Annotated in this window: 16 protein-coding genes; 9 read left to right on the top strand and 7 right to left on the bottom strand. The window is 39.0% G+C overall.

Going from position 1 to position 17,862, the window contains the following annotated elements:
• Positions 1 to 48 precede the first annotated feature (48 nt).
• From serC to queF, 3 genes are all read left to right on the top strand, one after another.
• Positions 49 to 1,128 carry a 3-phosphoserine/phosphohydroxythreonine transaminase gene (gene serC / locus GI584_RS22620; RefSeq protein WP_153793050.1) on the top strand — a complete coding sequence of 360 codons (1,080 nt, stop codon included), beginning with the start codon at positions 49 to 51 and terminating at the stop codon, positions 1,126 to 1,128.
• 70 nt (positions 1,129 to 1,198) lie between these two features.
• Entirely contained in the window at positions 1,199 to 2,071 is an 873-nt protein-coding gene (locus GI584_RS22615) for an SDR family oxidoreductase (protein WP_153792711.1), read from the top strand.
• Between the two features lie 145 nt (positions 2,072 to 2,216).
• Positions 2,217 to 2,624 carry a preQ(1) synthase gene (queF, locus tag GI584_RS22610; RefSeq protein ID WP_153792710.1) on the top strand — a complete coding sequence of 136 codons (408 nt, stop codon included), beginning with the start codon at positions 2,217 to 2,219 and terminating at the stop codon, positions 2,622 to 2,624.
• 198 nt (positions 2,625 to 2,822) lie between these two features.
• Here the strand turns inward: queF and GI584_RS22605 are convergent, their stop codons facing one another.
• From GI584_RS22605 to GI584_RS22595, 3 genes are all read right to left on the bottom strand, one after another.
• Positions 2,823 to 3,296 (bottom strand): DinB family protein, encoded by a 474-nt coding sequence (locus tag GI584_RS22605; RefSeq protein ID WP_153792709.1) that lies wholly within the window; start codon positions 3,294 to 3,296, stop codon positions 2,823 to 2,825.
• A 77-nt stretch (positions 3,297 to 3,373) separates the two neighbouring features.
• Positions 3,374 to 4,369: a FecCD family ABC transporter permease gene (locus tag GI584_RS22600; protein ID WP_153792708.1), complete on the bottom strand. Its 996-nt coding sequence runs from the start codon at positions 4,367 to 4,369 to the stop codon at positions 3,374 to 3,376.
• Positions 4,369 to 5,394: a FecCD family ABC transporter permease gene (locus GI584_RS22595; protein WP_100358628.1), complete on the bottom strand. Its 1,026-nt coding sequence runs from the start codon at positions 5,392 to 5,394 to the stop codon at positions 4,369 to 4,371. The genes GI584_RS22600 and GI584_RS22595 overlap by 1 nt, the downstream gene beginning before the upstream one ends.
• Before the next feature lie 180 nt (positions 5,395 to 5,574).
• On the opposite strand from GI584_RS22595, the gene GI584_RS22590 reads away from it, so the two are divergent.
• On the top strand, positions 5,575 to 6,576 hold the full coding sequence (locus GI584_RS22590; protein WP_153792707.1) for an ABC transporter substrate-binding protein: 1,002 nt from the start codon (positions 5,575 to 5,577) through the stop codon (positions 6,574 to 6,576).
• Positions 6,577 to 6,679: 103 nt separating this feature from the next.
• Here GI584_RS22590 and gucD read toward each other — a convergent pair whose 3' ends face one another.
• From gucD to GI584_RS22575, 3 genes are read right to left on the bottom strand one after another with little or no spacing between them, the layout of a single operon-like run.
• Positions 6,680 to 8,128 (bottom strand): alpha-ketoglutaric semialdehyde dehydrogenase GucD, encoded by a 1,449-nt coding sequence (gene gucD, locus GI584_RS22585; RefSeq protein WP_153792706.1) that lies wholly within the window; start codon positions 8,126 to 8,128, stop codon positions 6,680 to 6,682.
• Positions 8,129 to 8,149: 21 nt separating this feature from the next.
• Positions 8,150 to 9,046 carry a hypothetical protein gene (locus tag GI584_RS22580; protein WP_100358631.1) on the bottom strand — a complete coding sequence of 299 codons (897 nt, stop codon included), beginning with the start codon at positions 9,044 to 9,046 and terminating at the stop codon, positions 8,150 to 8,152.
• A gap of 19 nt (positions 9,047 to 9,065) precedes the next feature.
• Positions 9,066 to 9,740, bottom strand: a complete 675-nt coding sequence (locus GI584_RS22575) for a FadR/GntR family transcriptional regulator (RefSeq protein ID WP_100358632.1) — start codon at positions 9,738 to 9,740, stop codon at positions 9,066 to 9,068.
• A gap of 131 nt (positions 9,741 to 9,871) precedes the next feature.
• Between GI584_RS22575 and GI584_RS22570 the strand changes: the two genes are divergently transcribed.
• Together GI584_RS22570 and GI584_RS22565 are read left to right on the top strand one after the other, a co-directional pair.
• The gene (locus GI584_RS22570) at positions 9,872 to 11,032 is read left to right on the top strand and encodes a mandelate racemase/muconate lactonizing enzyme family protein (protein ID WP_100358633.1); all 1,161 of its coding nucleotides are present in this window, start codon (positions 9,872 to 9,874) and stop codon (positions 11,030 to 11,032) included.
• Between the two features lie 94 nt (positions 11,033 to 11,126).
• Entirely contained in the window at positions 11,127 to 12,500 is a 1,374-nt protein-coding gene (locus GI584_RS22565; protein WP_153792705.1) for an ABC transporter substrate-binding protein, read from the top strand.
• Positions 12,501 to 12,581: 81 nt separating this feature from the next.
• Here the strand turns inward: GI584_RS22565 and GI584_RS22560 are convergent, their stop codons facing one another.
• A complete protein-coding gene (locus GI584_RS22560; RefSeq protein WP_153792704.1) occupies positions 12,582 to 13,934 on the bottom strand; it encodes a hypothetical protein in 1,353 nt (450 codons plus the stop codon).
• A 167-nt stretch (positions 13,935 to 14,101) separates the two neighbouring features.
• Between GI584_RS22560 and GI584_RS22555 the strand changes: the two genes are divergently transcribed.
• The 3 genes from GI584_RS22555 to GI584_RS22545 are packed head-to-tail and all read left to right on the top strand — an operon-like array spanning position 14,102 to position 17,690.
• Positions 14,102 to 14,857 (top strand): DeoR/GlpR family DNA-binding transcription regulator, encoded by a 756-nt coding sequence (locus GI584_RS22555; RefSeq protein WP_153792703.1) that lies wholly within the window; start codon positions 14,102 to 14,104, stop codon positions 14,855 to 14,857.
• A complete protein-coding gene (pfkB, locus tag GI584_RS22550; RefSeq protein WP_153792702.1) occupies positions 14,854 to 15,771 on the top strand; it encodes a 1-phosphofructokinase in 918 nt (305 codons plus the stop codon). Before GI584_RS22555 ends, pfkB begins: the two co-directional genes overlap by 4 nt.
• Before the next feature lie 47 nt (positions 15,772 to 15,818).
• A complete protein-coding gene (locus GI584_RS22545; RefSeq protein ID WP_153792701.1) occupies positions 15,819 to 17,690 on the top strand; it encodes a PTS fructose transporter subunit IIABC in 1,872 nt (623 codons plus the stop codon).
• The last annotated feature ends 172 nt before the right edge of the window (positions 17,691 to 17,862 follow it).

The following is a 17,862-nucleotide window of genomic DNA, read 5'->3' as shown; positions in this document are numbered from 1 at the left end:
CATTCCTTACCTCTTTCTGTTTAATTTTAATTAGGAGTGTGGTTAATGATGAAACGAGTACACAATTTCTCAGCAGGGCCTTCTATGTTACCGTTAGAAGTTTTAGAAAAAGCGCAAGCAGAATTACCAAATTATAAAGACTCTGGCATGTCTGTGATGGAATTAAGTCACCGCTCAGGCCTTTTTACGGATATTATTACGGAAGCAGAAAGTCTCTTACGTGACTTAATGAATATCCCTGACAACTACAAGGTGCTTTTTGTTCAAGGTGGTGCATCCCAGCAATTCGCAGCGATTCCATTGAACTTAAAGAAAAATGGCAAGGCAGATTTCGTAAACACTGGTTCTTGGTCTAAAAAAGCGATGAAAGAAGCGAAGAAATTTATCGAAGTAAATGAGATTGCTTCTTCTGAAGATGCCAACTTCACTTATATTCCAACAGTTAATACAAGTATCATTGATCCAGAAGCGGATTATGTGCATATAACGACCAATAATACGATTGAAGGTACGGCATTCCATGAGATTCCTGACACAGGAAATGTTCCATTGGTTGCTGATATGTCTTCCAATATTTTATCTGAAGAGATCGATGTTTCTAAATTTGGCGTGATCTATGCTGGTGCACAAAAAAATATCGGCCCTGCAGGTTTAACAGTAGTGATCGTGCGGGATGATTTAATTGGAAACGCGTCTGAACAGTGCCCAACCATGCTGGATTACCAGACACATAGCGAGAGTGGTTCTCTTTACAACACACCACCCACTTTTGGGGTATATATCGCAAAACTTGTTTTTGAGTGGATCAAAGAATTGGGCGGATTAAAAGAAATGCAAGCTCGAAATGAGGATAAGGCGGCAATGTTATATGATTATGTTGCACAATCACCATTTTACGCTTCACCTGTTAAAGAAGACAGCCGTTCTATTATGAATATTCCTTTTGTTATTCCAGATCATGACTTAGATGGTGAATTTGTTAAAGTAGCACAAGCAGAAGGACTAGAAACGTTAAAAGGTCACCGTTCTGTTGGTGGTATGCGCGCAAGTATCTATAATGCGATGCCAGTTGAAGGTGTAGAAGATTTAATTGCATTTATGAAGAAATTTGAAAAAGAACATCAGTAGGATGAAGGAAGCAGCGTTGTGCGACTGCTTCCTTTTTGTACGATAACGCAAAGTGAATAGGGGGATAGCAATGAATAAAAAGCCGTCGGTACTGTTGGTGGGTGCTACAGGATATCTAGGGAGTTTTCTTTTAAAGGAATTAGTGAATCAGAATTTTTCAGTTAAAGTCGTTGTTCGAAATCCGCAGAAGCTCCCACAAGTTGAAAACCGTCCCTATGAAGTGATAGAGGGAGAAGTGACAAAGCCTTCAACCATAAAAAATTGTTGTAAAGATGTTGATGTAGTGATTTCAACGGTCGGCATTACTCGGCAAAAAGATGGGCTTACTTACATGGATGTGGATTATCAGGCGAATGTAAATGTATTAGAGGAAGCTAAACAAAGTAGCGTGAAGAAGTTTATTTATGTATCGGTTTTAAAAGGAGACAAAAAGAGGGATGTGAAAATTTGCGCTGCTAAAGAAAAATTTGTGGATGAGTTAAGTCAGTCTGGTTTAGATTATACGATTATTCGACCCAACGGTTTTTTCTCAGATATGACAGATTTTTACCAGATGGCTAAAAGAGGAAGAGTATATTTGTTTGGAGACGGCCAAGGCAAAATGAATCCCATACATGGTGAGGATTTAGCAGAAGTATGTGTGTCAGCCATTGACAAGTCTGTGTTAGAAATAAAGGTGGGTGGTCCGGAGGTATTAACTCTAAATGAAATTGCACATCTTGCATTTTCTGCATTGAATAAGAAACCTAAAATAACATATATTCCAGACTGGATCCGATTAGCTATTTTAAAACTTGCCAAGACATTTACTAGTAGTAAAACCTATGGACCTATCGAATTTTTTCTAACGTTTATGGGACTAGATAATATGACAGCGCCAAAACATGGCCAGCATACATTGGAAGAGTATTTTAATCAAGGTGCTGGTGCTAATCGTCCGTAAAACCCCCACTGCTGGAAGTCTCACTTTATAGGTCTCAATCAGTAACTCAGATTGGCAATTCCAATAAGTTCTGCTATAATGCTTTTTTAGACCAATATAAGCAGTTCGCAACCATCCTGCTTTATCAAAACTAGGAGGAATATACATGTCAGAGAATTATTATTTACCAAGGTCAGGCCCAATGCCTAGACCAAGTAGTGTAGAAGAAGGAAAAGCAGTTTTAAAACAAGAAGCATTTGATGCGCCAAATGTACAAAATATTACCTTTCGAGCATTAGAATTTACTGCAGTCTGCCCGAAGACGGGACAACCAGATTTCGGCAAAGTAGAAATTTCTTATATACCACGTCACAAGTGTATTGAGTCAAAATCGATGAAATTTTATTTATGGTCTTTCCGTGATCACGGTGCATTTTGTGAATCATTAGCAGCTCAAATAGCGGATGATATTGTGTGGGCGATCGAACCTGCTACTGTTAAAGTTACCGTTTATCAGACAGCTCGTGGTGGAATTGAGTTGACTACGGAAGCACATAGAGAATATGCAGAATAATAAAAACAAGCACTTAAGTCAAACCTTGAGTGCTTGTTTTGTTCTACTAGGAAAGAAAGTATAAAATTTGGGTGTTTGTCTAGCTCCGAGCCCAGAAACCAGGCGACTTCACGAATCGCCCTTATGCCCTTGGGTGAAAGTCATCATCGGTTCGCAAGCTCTCCGTGATTCCTTTATCTCGCACTAAGCTTTTCTTATTTAATTACTTTCCTCTTTCGTAGGCCCCATTATTCCAGGTACCTTTAATCCTGCTTGACGAAGAAGTACTGTCATTTGACCACGGTGGTGTGTTTGGTGGTCAATTAACGTTCGCAACATAGCACCACGAGTTGTTTTATTACCAAAGCTATCGATTTCCTCTGCTAACTGCTCATCTGTTAAAATTTTCGCTTCTTTTTGTACATCTTCTATTATTTTTTTGTATGCTTGGACAATCGTTTCTGCTTGTGTAGGGACTTCACTTGGATTACCGGAAGCTTTCACGTTTAATCCGACAATTCCAGCGAAAAAAGCAGGAGAAATTGCTAAATGCCAACCGAGCCAGCCAAGTGTACTGTGTCCTTCCACAATAGCTTGATCAAGCTTCTCATCTGTTAATGATTCAAGTACTTGGATGGTTCCTTGTGCGCCATTATTCCAATCCGTAATAAAATCATCTACTTTTCGATACAACTTTCATCAACTCCTATTTAATAGTACGAACTACAATCAACATAACAAATTATTTCTGGTATTTCATTAAACAACTATTAAGATTTCATTAAAAGATAAACGAAATAACTCCCACCAATTAGCGAAACAATTAAACCAACAGGTATTTCAGAGGGTGCAAGTATATTTCGACCGATTGTATCAGCTGCAAGTAATAGCAGTGCACCTAATAAAGCAGAGATTACGAGCATATGCTTATGACGTGATCCAACTAATTTTCGTGCAAGGTGGGGGATCACCAAGCCGAGGAAAGCAATAGCTCCTCCTACAGCTACACTTGCACCTGCAAGTGCTACGGCAACAAAAAGTAAGAATAATCGTTCTCTCTCCACATGTGTTCCAAGACCTTGTGCGGTTTCATCACCAAGGTGTAAAGTATCTAATGTTCCTGATTTATAAAATGTAATCGGCAGTAGTATGAGAATCCACGGTAATAAAGTGAGGGTATAAGTCCAATCCGTCCCTGCAATATTACCGGACAGCCAGATGGTAGCTTGAGTAAAATTATTCGGATCCATTTTCAATTGGAAGACAATAATTAAAGCCGAAAAAGCAGCATTAATACCAATACCGACTAATATCAATCGAATCGGAGAGACACCATTTTTCCAGGAAATCAGATAAATTAATATCGCAGCTAACACCGCTCCTGCAAGTGCAGCTAATGGGAGTATAAACACTTGGGAGGATGTACTTCCTTGTGTTAAATAGATAAATAATACAACAGCAAAACCTGCCCCACTATTAATCCCTAAAATACCGGGATCGGCTAATTCATTATGGGTGACCCCTTGTAAAATGGCTCCGGATATCGCCATACCCGCTCCGATTAAGAGTGCTATTACCATTCGTGGTAAACGGAAATCAAATAATACAAGCTCATTCTGATCACTACCTTGCCCTATTATTGTTTTCCATACGTCTATAGGACCGATCGTCATTGTTCCTGTATTAAGTGAAATTAATAGTGTTACAAAAATCGCGAGAAGGAGTCCTATCAGTAATAATCCTGTTTTTCTTTTTTGTGATACCATTACAATCCTCTCCCTTCACGTCTAGCAAGATAGAGGAAAAAGGGGACCCCTACTAATGCAGTCATCGTACCTACTGGTGTTTCAAATGGAGGATTGACCATACGCGAAGCTGTATCAGCAAGGACAAGCAATAGAGCCCCTAAGACAGCAGCAGCTGGAATAATCCATCTATAATTAACTCCGACAAGGAAACGGGTAATGTGTGGAATGACTAGCCCGATAAATCCAATGGTTCCTGCTACAGCGACAGCGGCTCCTGTTAATAAGAGCACAACTATGGTTGCGATGATTTTCAGAAGGACAGTTTGTTGCCCAAGCCCTTTAGCAACATCTTCACCTAAATTTAATACAGTAATCGATTTTGATAGTAAGAGAGCGATAAGCAGCCCTATAATTACAATCGGTGCCAGTAATTGGACATGGATCCATTGGACACTGGCCACCCCACCTGCATACCAGAAGCTCATATCCTTGGCAATATTAAAATGAATAGCAATGCCAGAAGAAAGTGCGCTTAACATCGATGTAACAGCAGTACCAGCTAATGCTAATTTAACAGGAGTGAGGCCACTTTTAGAAATAGATCCTACACCAAAGACGATTCCAGCACCTAATCCGGCACCAGCAAATGCCCATATCATCATAGCTAAAGATGAAACTTGTGGTGTAATTGCCATTGCTACAGCAATCATAAAACTGGCACCAGCCGTTATCCCCATAATGGATGGGGATGCCAAGGCATTTCTGGTCATCCCTTGCATAATCGCACCGGAAACAGCAAGTGCTGCGCCAATCAGTGCAGCAGCTAATCCACGTGGAAGACGTAAATTACGAATAATCTGATGTGCTGTTTCATTGGGATCAAATTGTGTCAGTGCGTCCCAAGTTGTTGGTAAATCGATTTCCGCCGCACCATATATGATGGAAACTACTAATGAAAGAAGAAGTATAATGAAACCACCGATAATGACGAATGAAGCAACCAGTGGTCGGGAATTTCGTTTATTATTTCTTGAAAAAGACATTCTGTACAGACTCCTTAACAAACTGAGAACTATTATCATTCTAGTATAAGGGAAAAAGATAGAGATTGATAGATAGATGTTTTGTTTTTCTCGAAAAATAATTCTTGTAATTGAAAATGAAAATTGTTATCATTTAAAAGAGCGAATTGTGTTACATAGCATAAGGAGGAAATTATCAAAGTGAAAGCATATAGAAAAAGTTGGTTAATATGTTTAGCTGCTGCTTTTTTATTTCTATTAGCAGCTTGTGGCAATAATGAAGATACAGAACCAGCAGAATCTTCTACAGATGAAAACGAAGCAACAGAGGATCAAACTGCTAACGATACAGAGACAGAAGATGAAGGAACAAGAACCGTAACAGATGCGATGGGTCATGAAGTAGAGGTTCCGGCAAATCCTGAACGAGTGATTGGATCTTATCTAGAAGATTATTTAGTTGCGCTAGGGGTTACACCAGTTGCACAATGGTCTGTTCGAGATGGTGAAGATATTCAGGATTATTTACAGGATGATTTAGAGGACATTCCAACTATTCCAAGTGAATTACCATATGAAGCAGTTACCTCATTTGAACCAGACTTGTTATTAATGGATTCTGCTAGCATGGTAGAAGATAATAAATATGATCAATATAATAAAATTGCGCCAACCTTTGTTGTAGGAACAGAAGAAAACAATGACTGGCGAGAAAAATTCCAAATGATCGCTGAGGTCTTCGGAATGGAAGCGAAAGCAGAAGAAGTTTTAGCAGGGTATGACACGAAAGCAGAGGATGCAAAAGGGCAAATTCAAGAAGCTATTGGTGATGAGTCTGTTGCTGCTTTATGGCTATTTGCGGATACTTTTTACGTTGTAAGTGAGAACTTGTCCAGTGGCGATCTATTATATAATGAATTAGGGTTGAAAGCTCCGAGTGTAGTATCTGAGATTTCAGAAACAACAACGGCGAACTGGTCAGAAATCTCATTAGAAAAATTGGCAGAATTAGAAGCGGATCATATCATCTTAGTGAATAGTGATAATGGATCAAGTGTATTAGAAGATCCTATTTGGCAAAACATTCCTGCCGTACAAAAAGATAATATTTATGAGTACGGTCAAGGTTCAAGTTGGCTGTATACAGGACCAATTGCAAACAGTCAAATGATTGATGATGCTTTGGAAAGTTTAGTTGAATAAGGAAGGAAAAGACGTTGAGTAGGCACTCAACGTCTTTTTTCCTCCTTTTATACAATAAACTTGCAACTCGTGAGTCAATTTAGAATCCCTTTCTCCTTCGCTACTACCCTTTAATAAAGACTGTCTTGATATTAGTATAGAATTCTTTAGCTGCCTGTCCTTGTTCTCTGGAATGGGAGCTTGATTTTTTCATACCGCCAAATGGGGCTTGTAGTTCAACACCAGCGCTTTCAGCATTAATGCGAACCATTCCTGCTTCCATATCATCGATAAAAGTAAGCATCTTCTGGATGTTCGTTGTAAAGATGGAAGCACTTAGACCAAAATCTACGTCATTTGCAATGGTTAAAGCTTCTTCTAAATCTTTTACCTTCATTAAAGCAAGAACCGGTCCGAAAATTTCCTCCTGTGCAATCCTCATGTCCGTTGTTACATTTTCAAAAATGGTTGGTTCAACAAAAAAGCCTTGATCCAGTCCATTATCCATTAAACGATTACCGCCGTGAATTAATGTTGCACCCTCATTTTTACCGATTTCGATGTAATCCAGAACAGTGTTAAGCTGTTTTTCACTAACACTAGGACCCATCCAGGTGTCAGGATGCAACCCGTTACCTACCGTTATTTCTTTCACTTTTTTCAGTAGTTTTTCAGTAAATGTAGGGTAAATCGATTCTTCGATAATGACACGGCTGGTCGCTGTACACTTCTGACCAGTAGAGCGCAATCCACCACTTATTGTAGCATCCACGGCTAGGTCGATATCGGCATCTTTCGTTACAATCACAGGGTTTTTACCCCCCATTTCAAGCTGATATTTAGCTCCTCTATTTAGTGCTCCTTGCCCGACTATTTTTCCTGTCTTATCCGACCCAGTAAAGGTAATGCCATTTATTTGTGGATTGTCTACGATCTGCTGGCCAATTACTTCGCCTTCCCCATTTACCATATTGACAACACCATTTGGTAATCCTGCTTCGTTAAAGCATTCAATTACTTTCGCAGCAGTGACAGATGCTTCTAAAGCCGGTTTAAACACGACCGTATTACCATAGATTAAGGCAGGTGCTATTTTCCAAATGGGAATTGCTACAGGGAAGTTCCAGGGAGTGATCACGCCCACAACACCGATTGGTGCACGCTTTGTTAGCATTAAAGCATCAGCATCGGTAGACGGTATTACATCACCTTCTTCGCGCAACCCCTCTCCTGCATAGTAGCGTAATATAGCGACACCACGTGCGGTTTCCCCTTTCGCTTCAGGTAACGTTTTCCCCATTTCTTTCGTCATGATTTCTGCAATTTCTTCTAATCTACTTTCTAGAATATCTGCGGTTTTATACAAATATTGACCTCGTGCTGCGCCTGTTAGTTTTTCCCAATCTGTCCTCGCTTGTTTTGCATAGGATGCTGCTGTGTCTAATTCTTCTGCTAACGAATATTCGACTTCTCCTACTACCTCGTTTATGCTAGCAGGATTGATACTTTGATAGGTTTTTCCACTATTGCTACTTTGCCATTCACCGTTGATATAGTTTGCGTATTGTATCATGAAAAAACTCCTTTCTAAGTCTTAATAAGTAATAGTTTTTGATTGCACTAGATTAGTAGTTTGTAAATGTGTAAGCCCAATTGCAGCTCTTTTTACTTTTTCCCTTGCTTGCAAAATGGATACGCTTTCTAAATGTTGTCCAGATGGATAAATATTTGCTGCATTTCGTAAGCCGAACTTTAACATGATTGGTGATGCCACTCTTACAATTTCAGCTATTTCATAATAACGAATAAATCCCCCCAGATTATCCGGAGACTCCACATACATATCAAGAGTAGCATCAACGGTTTGGCGGAAGGATGCGATTTGTGCTAGCGAAAGGTCCCCAGGTATATTTAATGTCGTACCACCTAAATCTTGAAACAGTTTACCTGACACAGGATTGGCTGGACTCATTAAAGCGGAAACTTTTACAATAAACTCTTCTGGTATATCTCCAGCTTTTTTTGCTTCTCCAATAAGGTGTAGTAATCCTTCATCCGCTACTAAAATACTGTTAATGCCAAGGTCAATGGCGCGAAAAATATCTTCCAATGCATAGCTTAGCTGATCGATACCAGCATGACGCCAGCCCAGTGTCGGACTAATATGCCCACTAGCTCCCGTATCAAAGGCCATCCTAGGCCCGACAAACAGACACACCTCGATATTTTGCTCCTGTCCCATAGCCACCATTTCTTTTATTTCCTGATCACTAAGTAACATGATGCCGCTACCTTGTGAAACACGGTTAACATGGACTCCTTGCTCTTTTGCTTCTTCTATTACTGCCTTCATCGTCGCTGCTCCTTCAACCGAAGGAATCTCAATACGGAAATTACCTCCATCATCGAAGGTTTGTGATGAACCTGGCAGATCGTGTGCATCTTTTACAGGAAACGTTAATTTCTGTAGTAGTTCTCGTGATTTTTTCATCAGTAGCTCCACTCCTTTTTTAACGAGGTCTTTTTTTAAGGTCATCCAATAAGTCTACTATATGAGAATTCATCAAATTTCTAGCTTGCAAAGGGTTTCGTTCTTTAATGGCTTGAGCAATGAGAATATGATAGTTTGCTGCTTTTTCATTTTGTGATTTGATCTTCATCGAATGACGTCGGCTATCGTATAACAGATCGCTGATTAGCGTCATCATTTTTAGTAGCACGTCATTTTTTGTTGCCTGTGCAATTAAATAATGAAATTCTATATCCTCCTCTAGAAAGTCTTCTCCGGCTAACATCTTTTTTTGCATGGTTCTGGCACATTGTAAGATTTTTTTCACTTCCTCTTCACTGCCTCGTTCTGCAACGATTGCCGCCAATTCAGGTTCTATAACAAGTCGGGCTTCTGTCAGTTGTTCCATGGATGAATTCTCTAAAAACTCAAATGTTTGATTCGGATTATCACTTAATTGTGTTTCTACAAAAGTTCCTCGACCTTGTTCCACACGTAAGATTCTTTGTTGGCTTAAGATTTTTATCGCTTCTCTAACGGAAGAAACACTAACATTTAATTGCTGAGATAATGCTTGCACTGTTGGAATTTTTTCACCTGCCTGCCATTTTCCTTCTCGGATATTTTTCTTGATTTCATCGTATACGATTTCATAGATTAACTTTTTCTTTTTCATCTTGTTTGTCGTCCTTTGACATTTAATTTTTCAGAAAATTTAAAATTTCTATTTACATTTTATAATATTTATCATATGATTTCAATAAATATTAAAATTCATCATATGAATTATGAAGGAGTGAAGCTTTCATGCAAATTACAGATGTAAAAACGTATATCGCGGGTAATGGATGGAAAAATTGGGTGTTTGTGCAGGTTGAAACGGATGAAGGCATACATGGGATTGGTGAAGCAACCTTAAATGCATTTGGTAAAACAGTAGAAGCTGCTGTACATGAATTAAAACCATATGTGATTGGAAAGGATCCATTTGATGTCGAAAAACACTCACTAAGCATGTTTCGAGATGTGTTTTCAGATGGTGGTCAGATTCAAGGTGCTGCCTTATCAGGTATTGAATTTGCTTGTTGGGATATTATGGGGAAAGTGTTAGGTCAGCCTGTATATAAATTATTAGGCGGAAAGTGTCATGATCAACTGCGTGTTTATGCGAATGGTTGGTATACAAGTGGTGAAAGAACACCGGAAAACTTTTATCAAATGGCTAAGAAAGTTGTGGAGAAAGGCTATACAGCACTTAAATTTGATCCGTTTGGTTCTGCCTGGAAAGCTGTAGATCGTCAGGATTTCTCATTAGCTATTGAATTAATAGCAGCGGTAAGAGATGCGGTTGGAAAGGATGTAGATGTTTTAATTGAGGGACACAATCGTTTTAGTGTCCATACGGCATTACGCTTTGCAGAAGAAATGGCTCCTTATGAACCAACCTGGTTTGAAGCACCGGTTCCACCACAAAGTGTATCTTCGATGATTGAAGTTGCTAAACGAAGTCCAGTCCCTATTGCTTGTGGCGAAGATTATTATTGCAAAGAACAGTTTGCTGAGTTATTAGCACATAATCAGGTTCATATCATTCAACTAGAACCACAGTTTATGGGGCTGACGGCAGCTAAACAAGTGGCTGGAATGGTAAACGCTTTCAACGGGGTGATTGCTCCACACAGTGCACAAGGTCCTTTATGCTCTATCGTTTGTGCACATTTAAATACGGCAACACCTAATTTCTTTATTCATGAAATTTTTGATGATTTTAATGAACCTTGGACGAAGAATGTACTTACAAATACGTTAGAAGTCAAAGATGGCTATATTACATTAAGTGACCGTCCAGGCTGGGGGACAGACTTAAATCTAGACGAAATTGAAAAGCACCCGTATCAAAGGGAGAACTTTTTGCCTTTATTCAGAGATGGGTGGGAAAAAAGAGAGCCGGTTAAAAATTTCATGTAATGAATGGGGGTAGTAATGCAGAACATTTCTTTTATGGAATGTTTTGCTTTTCTATATAAAATGTAAGCGCAATCATAAAAAGGGGTGAAATGTAATGGTAAAGAAGTGGCTGTTAATAATGGTGTTTGGTCTAGTGTTAGTTTTAGCTGTTGCTTGTAGTAGTGATGAAGGAAGTGAAAACACGTCTAGTGATGGAAATGATACAGGAGGTGATACGGAGACAGAAGACGGTGCAGAAGCGTCTGAAGTGGCAGGTGCTGATATCGAAGGTGCTACAGAATTGTCATTTTGGACATTTCAAGAGTTGCATTTAGAATTTTTTGTGAATGCTGTAGATCGTTGGAATGAGGAGAATCCTGATCGGGCAATTAGATTAAATGCTGAAGCGTATCCATATGATAATATGCATAATAACTTATTATTGGCATTACAGTCTGGAACAGGTGCACCTGATATTGTAGATATAGAGCTTAATCGCTTCCCAAACTTTATGCAAGGTGAACCTCAACTATTACCGATGAATGAGTATGTGGAGCCTGTATTAGATCAATTTATTGAATCACGATTCGATATTTATTCGAAAGATGGAAATTATTATGGTATGCCATTCCATGTAGGTGCCACTGTTGCTTATTACAATAAGGAAATTATGGATCAAGCAGGGGTAGATATTGATTCGATTGTAACATGGGACGATTATATGGAAGCCGGTCAAAAAGTAGTTGAAAATACTGATGCAAAAATGGTTACCTTTGAAACAACTGATATTTGGTCATTTTGGCCTTTGCTTCGTCAACAAGGTTCCGACTATTTTGATGAAGATGGAAACACGATTATTAACAATGAAACAAATGTAAATACACTACAAATAATGCAAGACATGATTTACGAACAAGAAATTGCAGATGTCACGCCAGGCGGTGAATATCATGCAGAAGAATTTTATGGATTCATGAATGATGGTGGTCAAGCATCAATTATTATGCCAATGTGGTATATGGGACGATTTACTGACTATATGCCGGACCTAGAAGGTAAAATGGAGATCCGACCAATGCCAAGATGGTCTGAAGATGGAAATCGTTCAGCAGGTGCAGGCGGAACAGGTACAGTTGTTACAAATCAAACGGAGCATGCGGAATTAGCACAAGATTTCTTAGCATTTGCAAAACTAACAGAAGAAGCGAATATTGCAATTTGGGAACAGTTAGGGTTCGATCCACCAATGTGGACGGTATGGGAAAGTGAAGAAATTATGAAAGATAATAAATTTTTCCGTTATTTTGGGGAGGAAATCTTTGATCCGTTATTAGAAGTAAGAGATGAAATAGACTCGATAAACATTACCGAAAGAAACCCTGATATGCAGCAAGAATTAACAACCAATACGTTAAACAGTGTCTTACGTCAGCAATCACAAACAGCACAGGAAGCCCTTGATCAAGCTGCAAGTACAGTAGGAGAATAGCCAGAAAACCAGGTTGAGGCTGTATTGAAGTAGCATCGAGTTAAGTTAAAAGCATAGGGACATGGGGTGTTTCCCATGTCCCTATATTAACAGATATGCGAGTATGATACCGATAGATCCGAATACAAAGGAGTAGATCAGATTGTAATACGTAATGTAATATGGACTTTGCTTCAGGCTCATCGATGTAATAGTAACGACAAGTCCGTATGTCCCAATTGGTACAGTGGAGACACCACCGATAATTAAACTGACAGCAAGACTTAATGGGCTTAAAATATCCATTAGCATCGTGCTAATCCCACTCAGAATCCCCATTGTCGCCACAGGGTGAACACCGAACATACTCAATACAACAAAAAGTAATTGAATGATGATTAAAATTAAAATCGGATAATCAGAAACATATAAAATCGGATCCTGCAACATGAAAAGAGCAGGGGATTCATTTAATGTATTGGTAAAAAGGGCTAAGGTTACAAATAAAACAATAAAATTGTCCATGTTATTCATGCTGTTCTTCCAACGATTCCAGCCGATTGCCCAAAAGCTTTTCCATCTGCCAATTGCAAGTGCCCATAAACAGGCAAAAGGAAATACTAATAGAGTGACAGTCAAAATGAATTCAAGGTCAAATATATTTCCTATAACAATAACTAATAAAAGAAAAGAGCATAATGCAATCGATAATTGAATGATTTTTGAACGATTTTGATTGTTTTTATTGGGAGACTTTGACTGTTTAAAATCTGGATAAGGATATTTTTTAAAATATAACCGCCCCCACAAACTATCCAGCCCATACATGAGAACGGTAATAAAAATCATCCAAGGTAATAACTTCGCATAATTGACCCCTGTAATAAAAATCCCCATCGCAAGTAACACTTCTAAAGGACTCCAAGGTAATGCCAAGGAATACCCTCTCAATGTTGCCATCATAATAAATTTATTGGCAATTTTCTTTTGGATGGGCTTTAAATTATCTACTAGTACATCTTGCGCAATGGTTGCAGAAGATACATTTAAAAAAGCGGTCAATGACATCATGGCTGTTGTGCTTCGTTGATATAACTGGCCTAAATTCTGGACATTTCCTCTTAACAAATGTTGCATTAATCTATCAAATCTTCCTGCTGCAACCGCGCTATTCATCCAGGGTAATACGGCTAATAATGTTAATAAAGATAAATTTCCTCCAAGTAAAGGAACAACTTCCCACACCGATAAATCAGTGGAAAAAAATAACGTTATCCCCACAACAGAAAATCCGAAACCTAATATTTGAAATAATCGTGAGGCTCTTCCAAAACTGATAGCAAGCATAGCGATGGAAAGAGCTCCTAATACGTATGATAGGAATGGGGTTGGATAAAATACCGAGATGATATGTAAAAGAAAAATAAAAGCAAAAAAGATGTAAAGATTCTTCATGAAGTGAACCTTCTTTCATATGAACTGTACGTACTTATCATAACATATCATGCAATTTCTGGTATGACTGTTATTGATTGTTTATGATTAAATATGATTGACATTGACTGTTTGTGATTGTAAAATGGATGTAAGCGATTAACATGTGAATTAGGAGAATGCGATCTATGCTGACGATTGAGCGACAAGAAATCATTTTATCGTTATTAAGAGAAAAAGATGTCGTAAAAGTAAAAGAAATGTGTGAAGTCACCAACGCTTCTGAATCAACCATTCGCAGAGATTTAACAGAGCTAGAAAAGCATCAATATATTAAACGAGTTCATGGTGGTGCATCACTATTAAAAAAGAAACGAGAAGAACCGTCACTTCTCGAAAAGTCGACGATAAATCAACAGGAAAAAAGTGTGATTGCACAAAAAGCTGCTTCTTTTATTGAAGAGGGTGATTCGATTTACCTGGATGCTGGTTCATCAACCATGGAGTTAATACCTTTTTTAAAAGATAAATCGGTCATGGTTGTTACCAATGGAATTCCTCATGTGCAGTTACTTATTGAATATGGGATCGAAACTTATTGTATTTCCGGGAAGGCTAAAAAAGATACTGCTGCACTCGTCGGTACCAAAGCAGTCGATGCAATCAAAGAATATCGTTTCGATAAATGCTTTCTAGGTATCAATGGGGTCCATCTGGAACAAGGATTAACTACCCCGGATCCAGAAGAGGCAAGTGTAAAACAAACGGCACTGGCACAATCACAAGTAAGATATGTATTAGCAGATCCCTCAAAGTTCGGGGAAGTATCTTTCGCTAATGTAGCTGATTTAGCAAGTGTTCATATCATTACGACCAACGGTTTATCAGACGAACAACAAGAAAATATTAGCAAGCAAACAACTTTGGAGGTGGTACCGTTATGATTTACACCGTGACATTAAATCCAGCAATTGATTATGTAGTCAGTCTTGAAGCCTTCCATCCCGGAGAAGTGAACCGAAGTCAGTCAGACTATAAGGAAGCTGGTGGAAAAGGGATCAATGTCTCCCGTGTATTGGATCGCTTTGGCGTTCAATCAACAGCACTAGGTTTTGTCGGTGGTTTCACCGGAAAATTCATTACAGATTATTTGACAGAGATCGAGATTGAACATGATTTTGTTTCCTTAAAACAAGACACGAGAATAAATGTAAAACTAAAAGCAGCTTCAGAAGAATCAGAAGTAAATGGAGTTTCTCCAACTATAGAAGAAGATGAATATCAGGCATTTCTTTTAAAACTTGAACAGTTAAAAAAAGGTGACATCGTTATCCTGGCAGGAAGTTTGCCAAGTTCCTTGTCCATCAATGTTTATCAGGAAATGGTCGCCATGCTGAAACAACAAGATGTTATTGCGATCTTAGACACTAGTGGAGCACCTTTAGCAGAAGCTATTAATGCGAGTCCTTCGTTTATTAAGCCGAATCATCATGAATTAGCAGAGCTGTTTGATACAGAAGTGAAGGATGATCAAGACGTAATTCGATTAGCCAAACAACTGCATCAAGAGCAGCAGATTGATCATGTTCTAGTATCAATGGCAAAGGCAGGGGCTATTTATGTTGGTGTAGGTGGTGTGATGAAACTAAGTGCACCAAAAGGTACAGCAGTGCACTCAGTCGGTGCAGGAGATTCTGCAGTGGCTGGATTTATTTACAGTTGGCAGACATCAGAAAATGCAGAGGAAGCCGCTAAATATGCTGTTGCGGCAGGAAGTGCTACCGCATTTTCTAAAACACTGTGTACGAAAGAAGAAGTAGAGGCTTTACTTCCACAAGTAAACGTAACACACATATAAATGCCTCAGATTTGAATGAGGCCTATAAATAGAAAGGAAGAGGGGCTATGAAAATAACAGAACTCTTGAAGCGTGACATAATTATTTTAGAAGCGCGCGCTCAATCAAAAGAAGAAATCATAGATGAGATGGCAAATAAATTAGCAGAAGGCGATTATGTTCATGATAAAAAGCAATTTGCTAAAGCGATCTGGGATCGTGAGAATCAAAGCAGTACAGGTGTAGGAGAAAGTGTAGCCATTCCGCATGCGAAAACAAGTGCTGTGTCCACTCCTGCAATTGCTTTTGCCAGATCAAAACAAGGTGTAGATTATGATTCATTAGATGGTCAACCAGCACATTTATTTTTCATGATTGCTGCAAGTGAAGGTGCGAACAATGACCATTTACAAACACTATCAAGATTATCTACATTGCTAATGGATGAAGATTTTCGAAACCAATTAATGGAAGCGAATTCCACAACAGATATTTTGAATATTATTGATGCGAAAGAACAGGAAAAGTTAGGAAAAGAAAAATCAGAAGCAAATAATCAACAGTCAGGACCAGAATTATTAGCTGTAACAGGATGTCCAACAGGTATTGCCCACACGTATATGGCAGCAGATGCATTGAAGGACAAGGCGAAAGAATTAGGTGTTTCCATTAAAGTAGAAACAAATGGTTCAGATGGGGTAAAAAACCGTCTGACGGATGAAGAAATAAAAAATGCCAAAGCCATTATTGTTGCGGCTGATACAAAGGTAGAGTTAGATCGATTTGCTGGTAAGCAAGTGTTGCGCCGAGGGGTAACAGACGGTATTCGCAAGCCTGATGAATTAATTAATACAGCGCTTAGTGGTAATACACCAGTTTATGAGAGTGATGGCAGTGGTGAAGGGTCCAGTTCAAGTGGTGGACGTACAGGGTTCTATAAACACTTAATGAATGGTGTTTCTAATATGCTGCCATTTGTTGTTGGTGGCGGGGTATTAATTGCATTATCCTTTTTCTTTGGTATAAATTCTGCAGATCCGGAAAGCGCGGAATATAATGAATTTGCCGCCGCCTTAATGAGTATTGGTGGTGATCATGCCTTTGGGTTAATGGTAGCTGTATTAGCAGGTTTTATTGGAATGAGTATTGCAGACAGACCAGGTTTTGCTCCTGCTATGATTGGTGGGTTTATGGCCTATACAGGTGATGCAGGTTTCCTTGGTGGTTTGATCGCCGGTTTCTTAGGTGGTTATGTAGCCTTAGGTGTTAAAAAGCTCTTAGCAAATTTACCGAAGTCATTTGATGGAATTAAAACGATTCTATTTTACCCAGTTATTAATATATTTGTTACTGGACTTGTCATGTATGTTATTGTCGAGCCAATCGCTACGCTTATGACTGGTCTGGAGTCATGGTTAGGCGGTTTAACAGGTACCAATGCGTTATTGTTAGGTCTTATTTTAGGCGGTATGATGGCTGTCGATATGGGAGGCCCCATCAACAAAACAGCTTTTACGTTTGGTATTGCAATGATCGAAGCAGGAAACTTGGGACCACATGCAGCAGTAATGGCAGGTGGTATGGTGCCGCCATTAGCATTGGCGTTAGCCACAACATTCTTCCGTAACAAGTTTACGAGGGAAGAGCGTGATGCAGGTAAGACAAACTATGCCTTGGGCTCATTCTTTATCACAGAAGGTGCAATTCCATTCGCAGCAGCTGATCCCGGACGGGTAATTCCTTCTATTATTATTGGTTCTTCAATAGCGGGAGGATTATCATTACTATTCGGTGTTGGTTTACCAGCACCACATGGTGGAATATTTGTTATTCCAACAGTTGAAGGAAGCGGCTTGATGTATATTGTCGCGATTCTTATTGGTGCTATTATTTCGGCATTAATGATTGGGTTTTGGAAGAAACCATTGGATAAAAAATAATAAAGGATGTCAAAAGCTATTTCGCTTGAGAGCGGAATAGCTTTTTTGATAAGAGAAGAAAGTATAAACTTTGTGCGGGTGTCTTCTCGCTTTTCTCGGTGATTCCTTTATCTCAGTTTACTCTGAAGTCGCTACATTTCTAGACGGGCGCTCTGCGCTTTTCTTAGGTAAA

This window comes from Gracilibacillus salitolerans, from assembly GCF_009650095.1.
GTDB lineage: Bacteria > Bacillota > Bacilli > Bacillales > Amphibacillaceae > Gracilibacillus > Gracilibacillus salitolerans.
The sequence above is the reverse complement of the archived record's forward strand: the minus strand, read 5'-3'. Positions and strand labels throughout refer to the sequence as shown.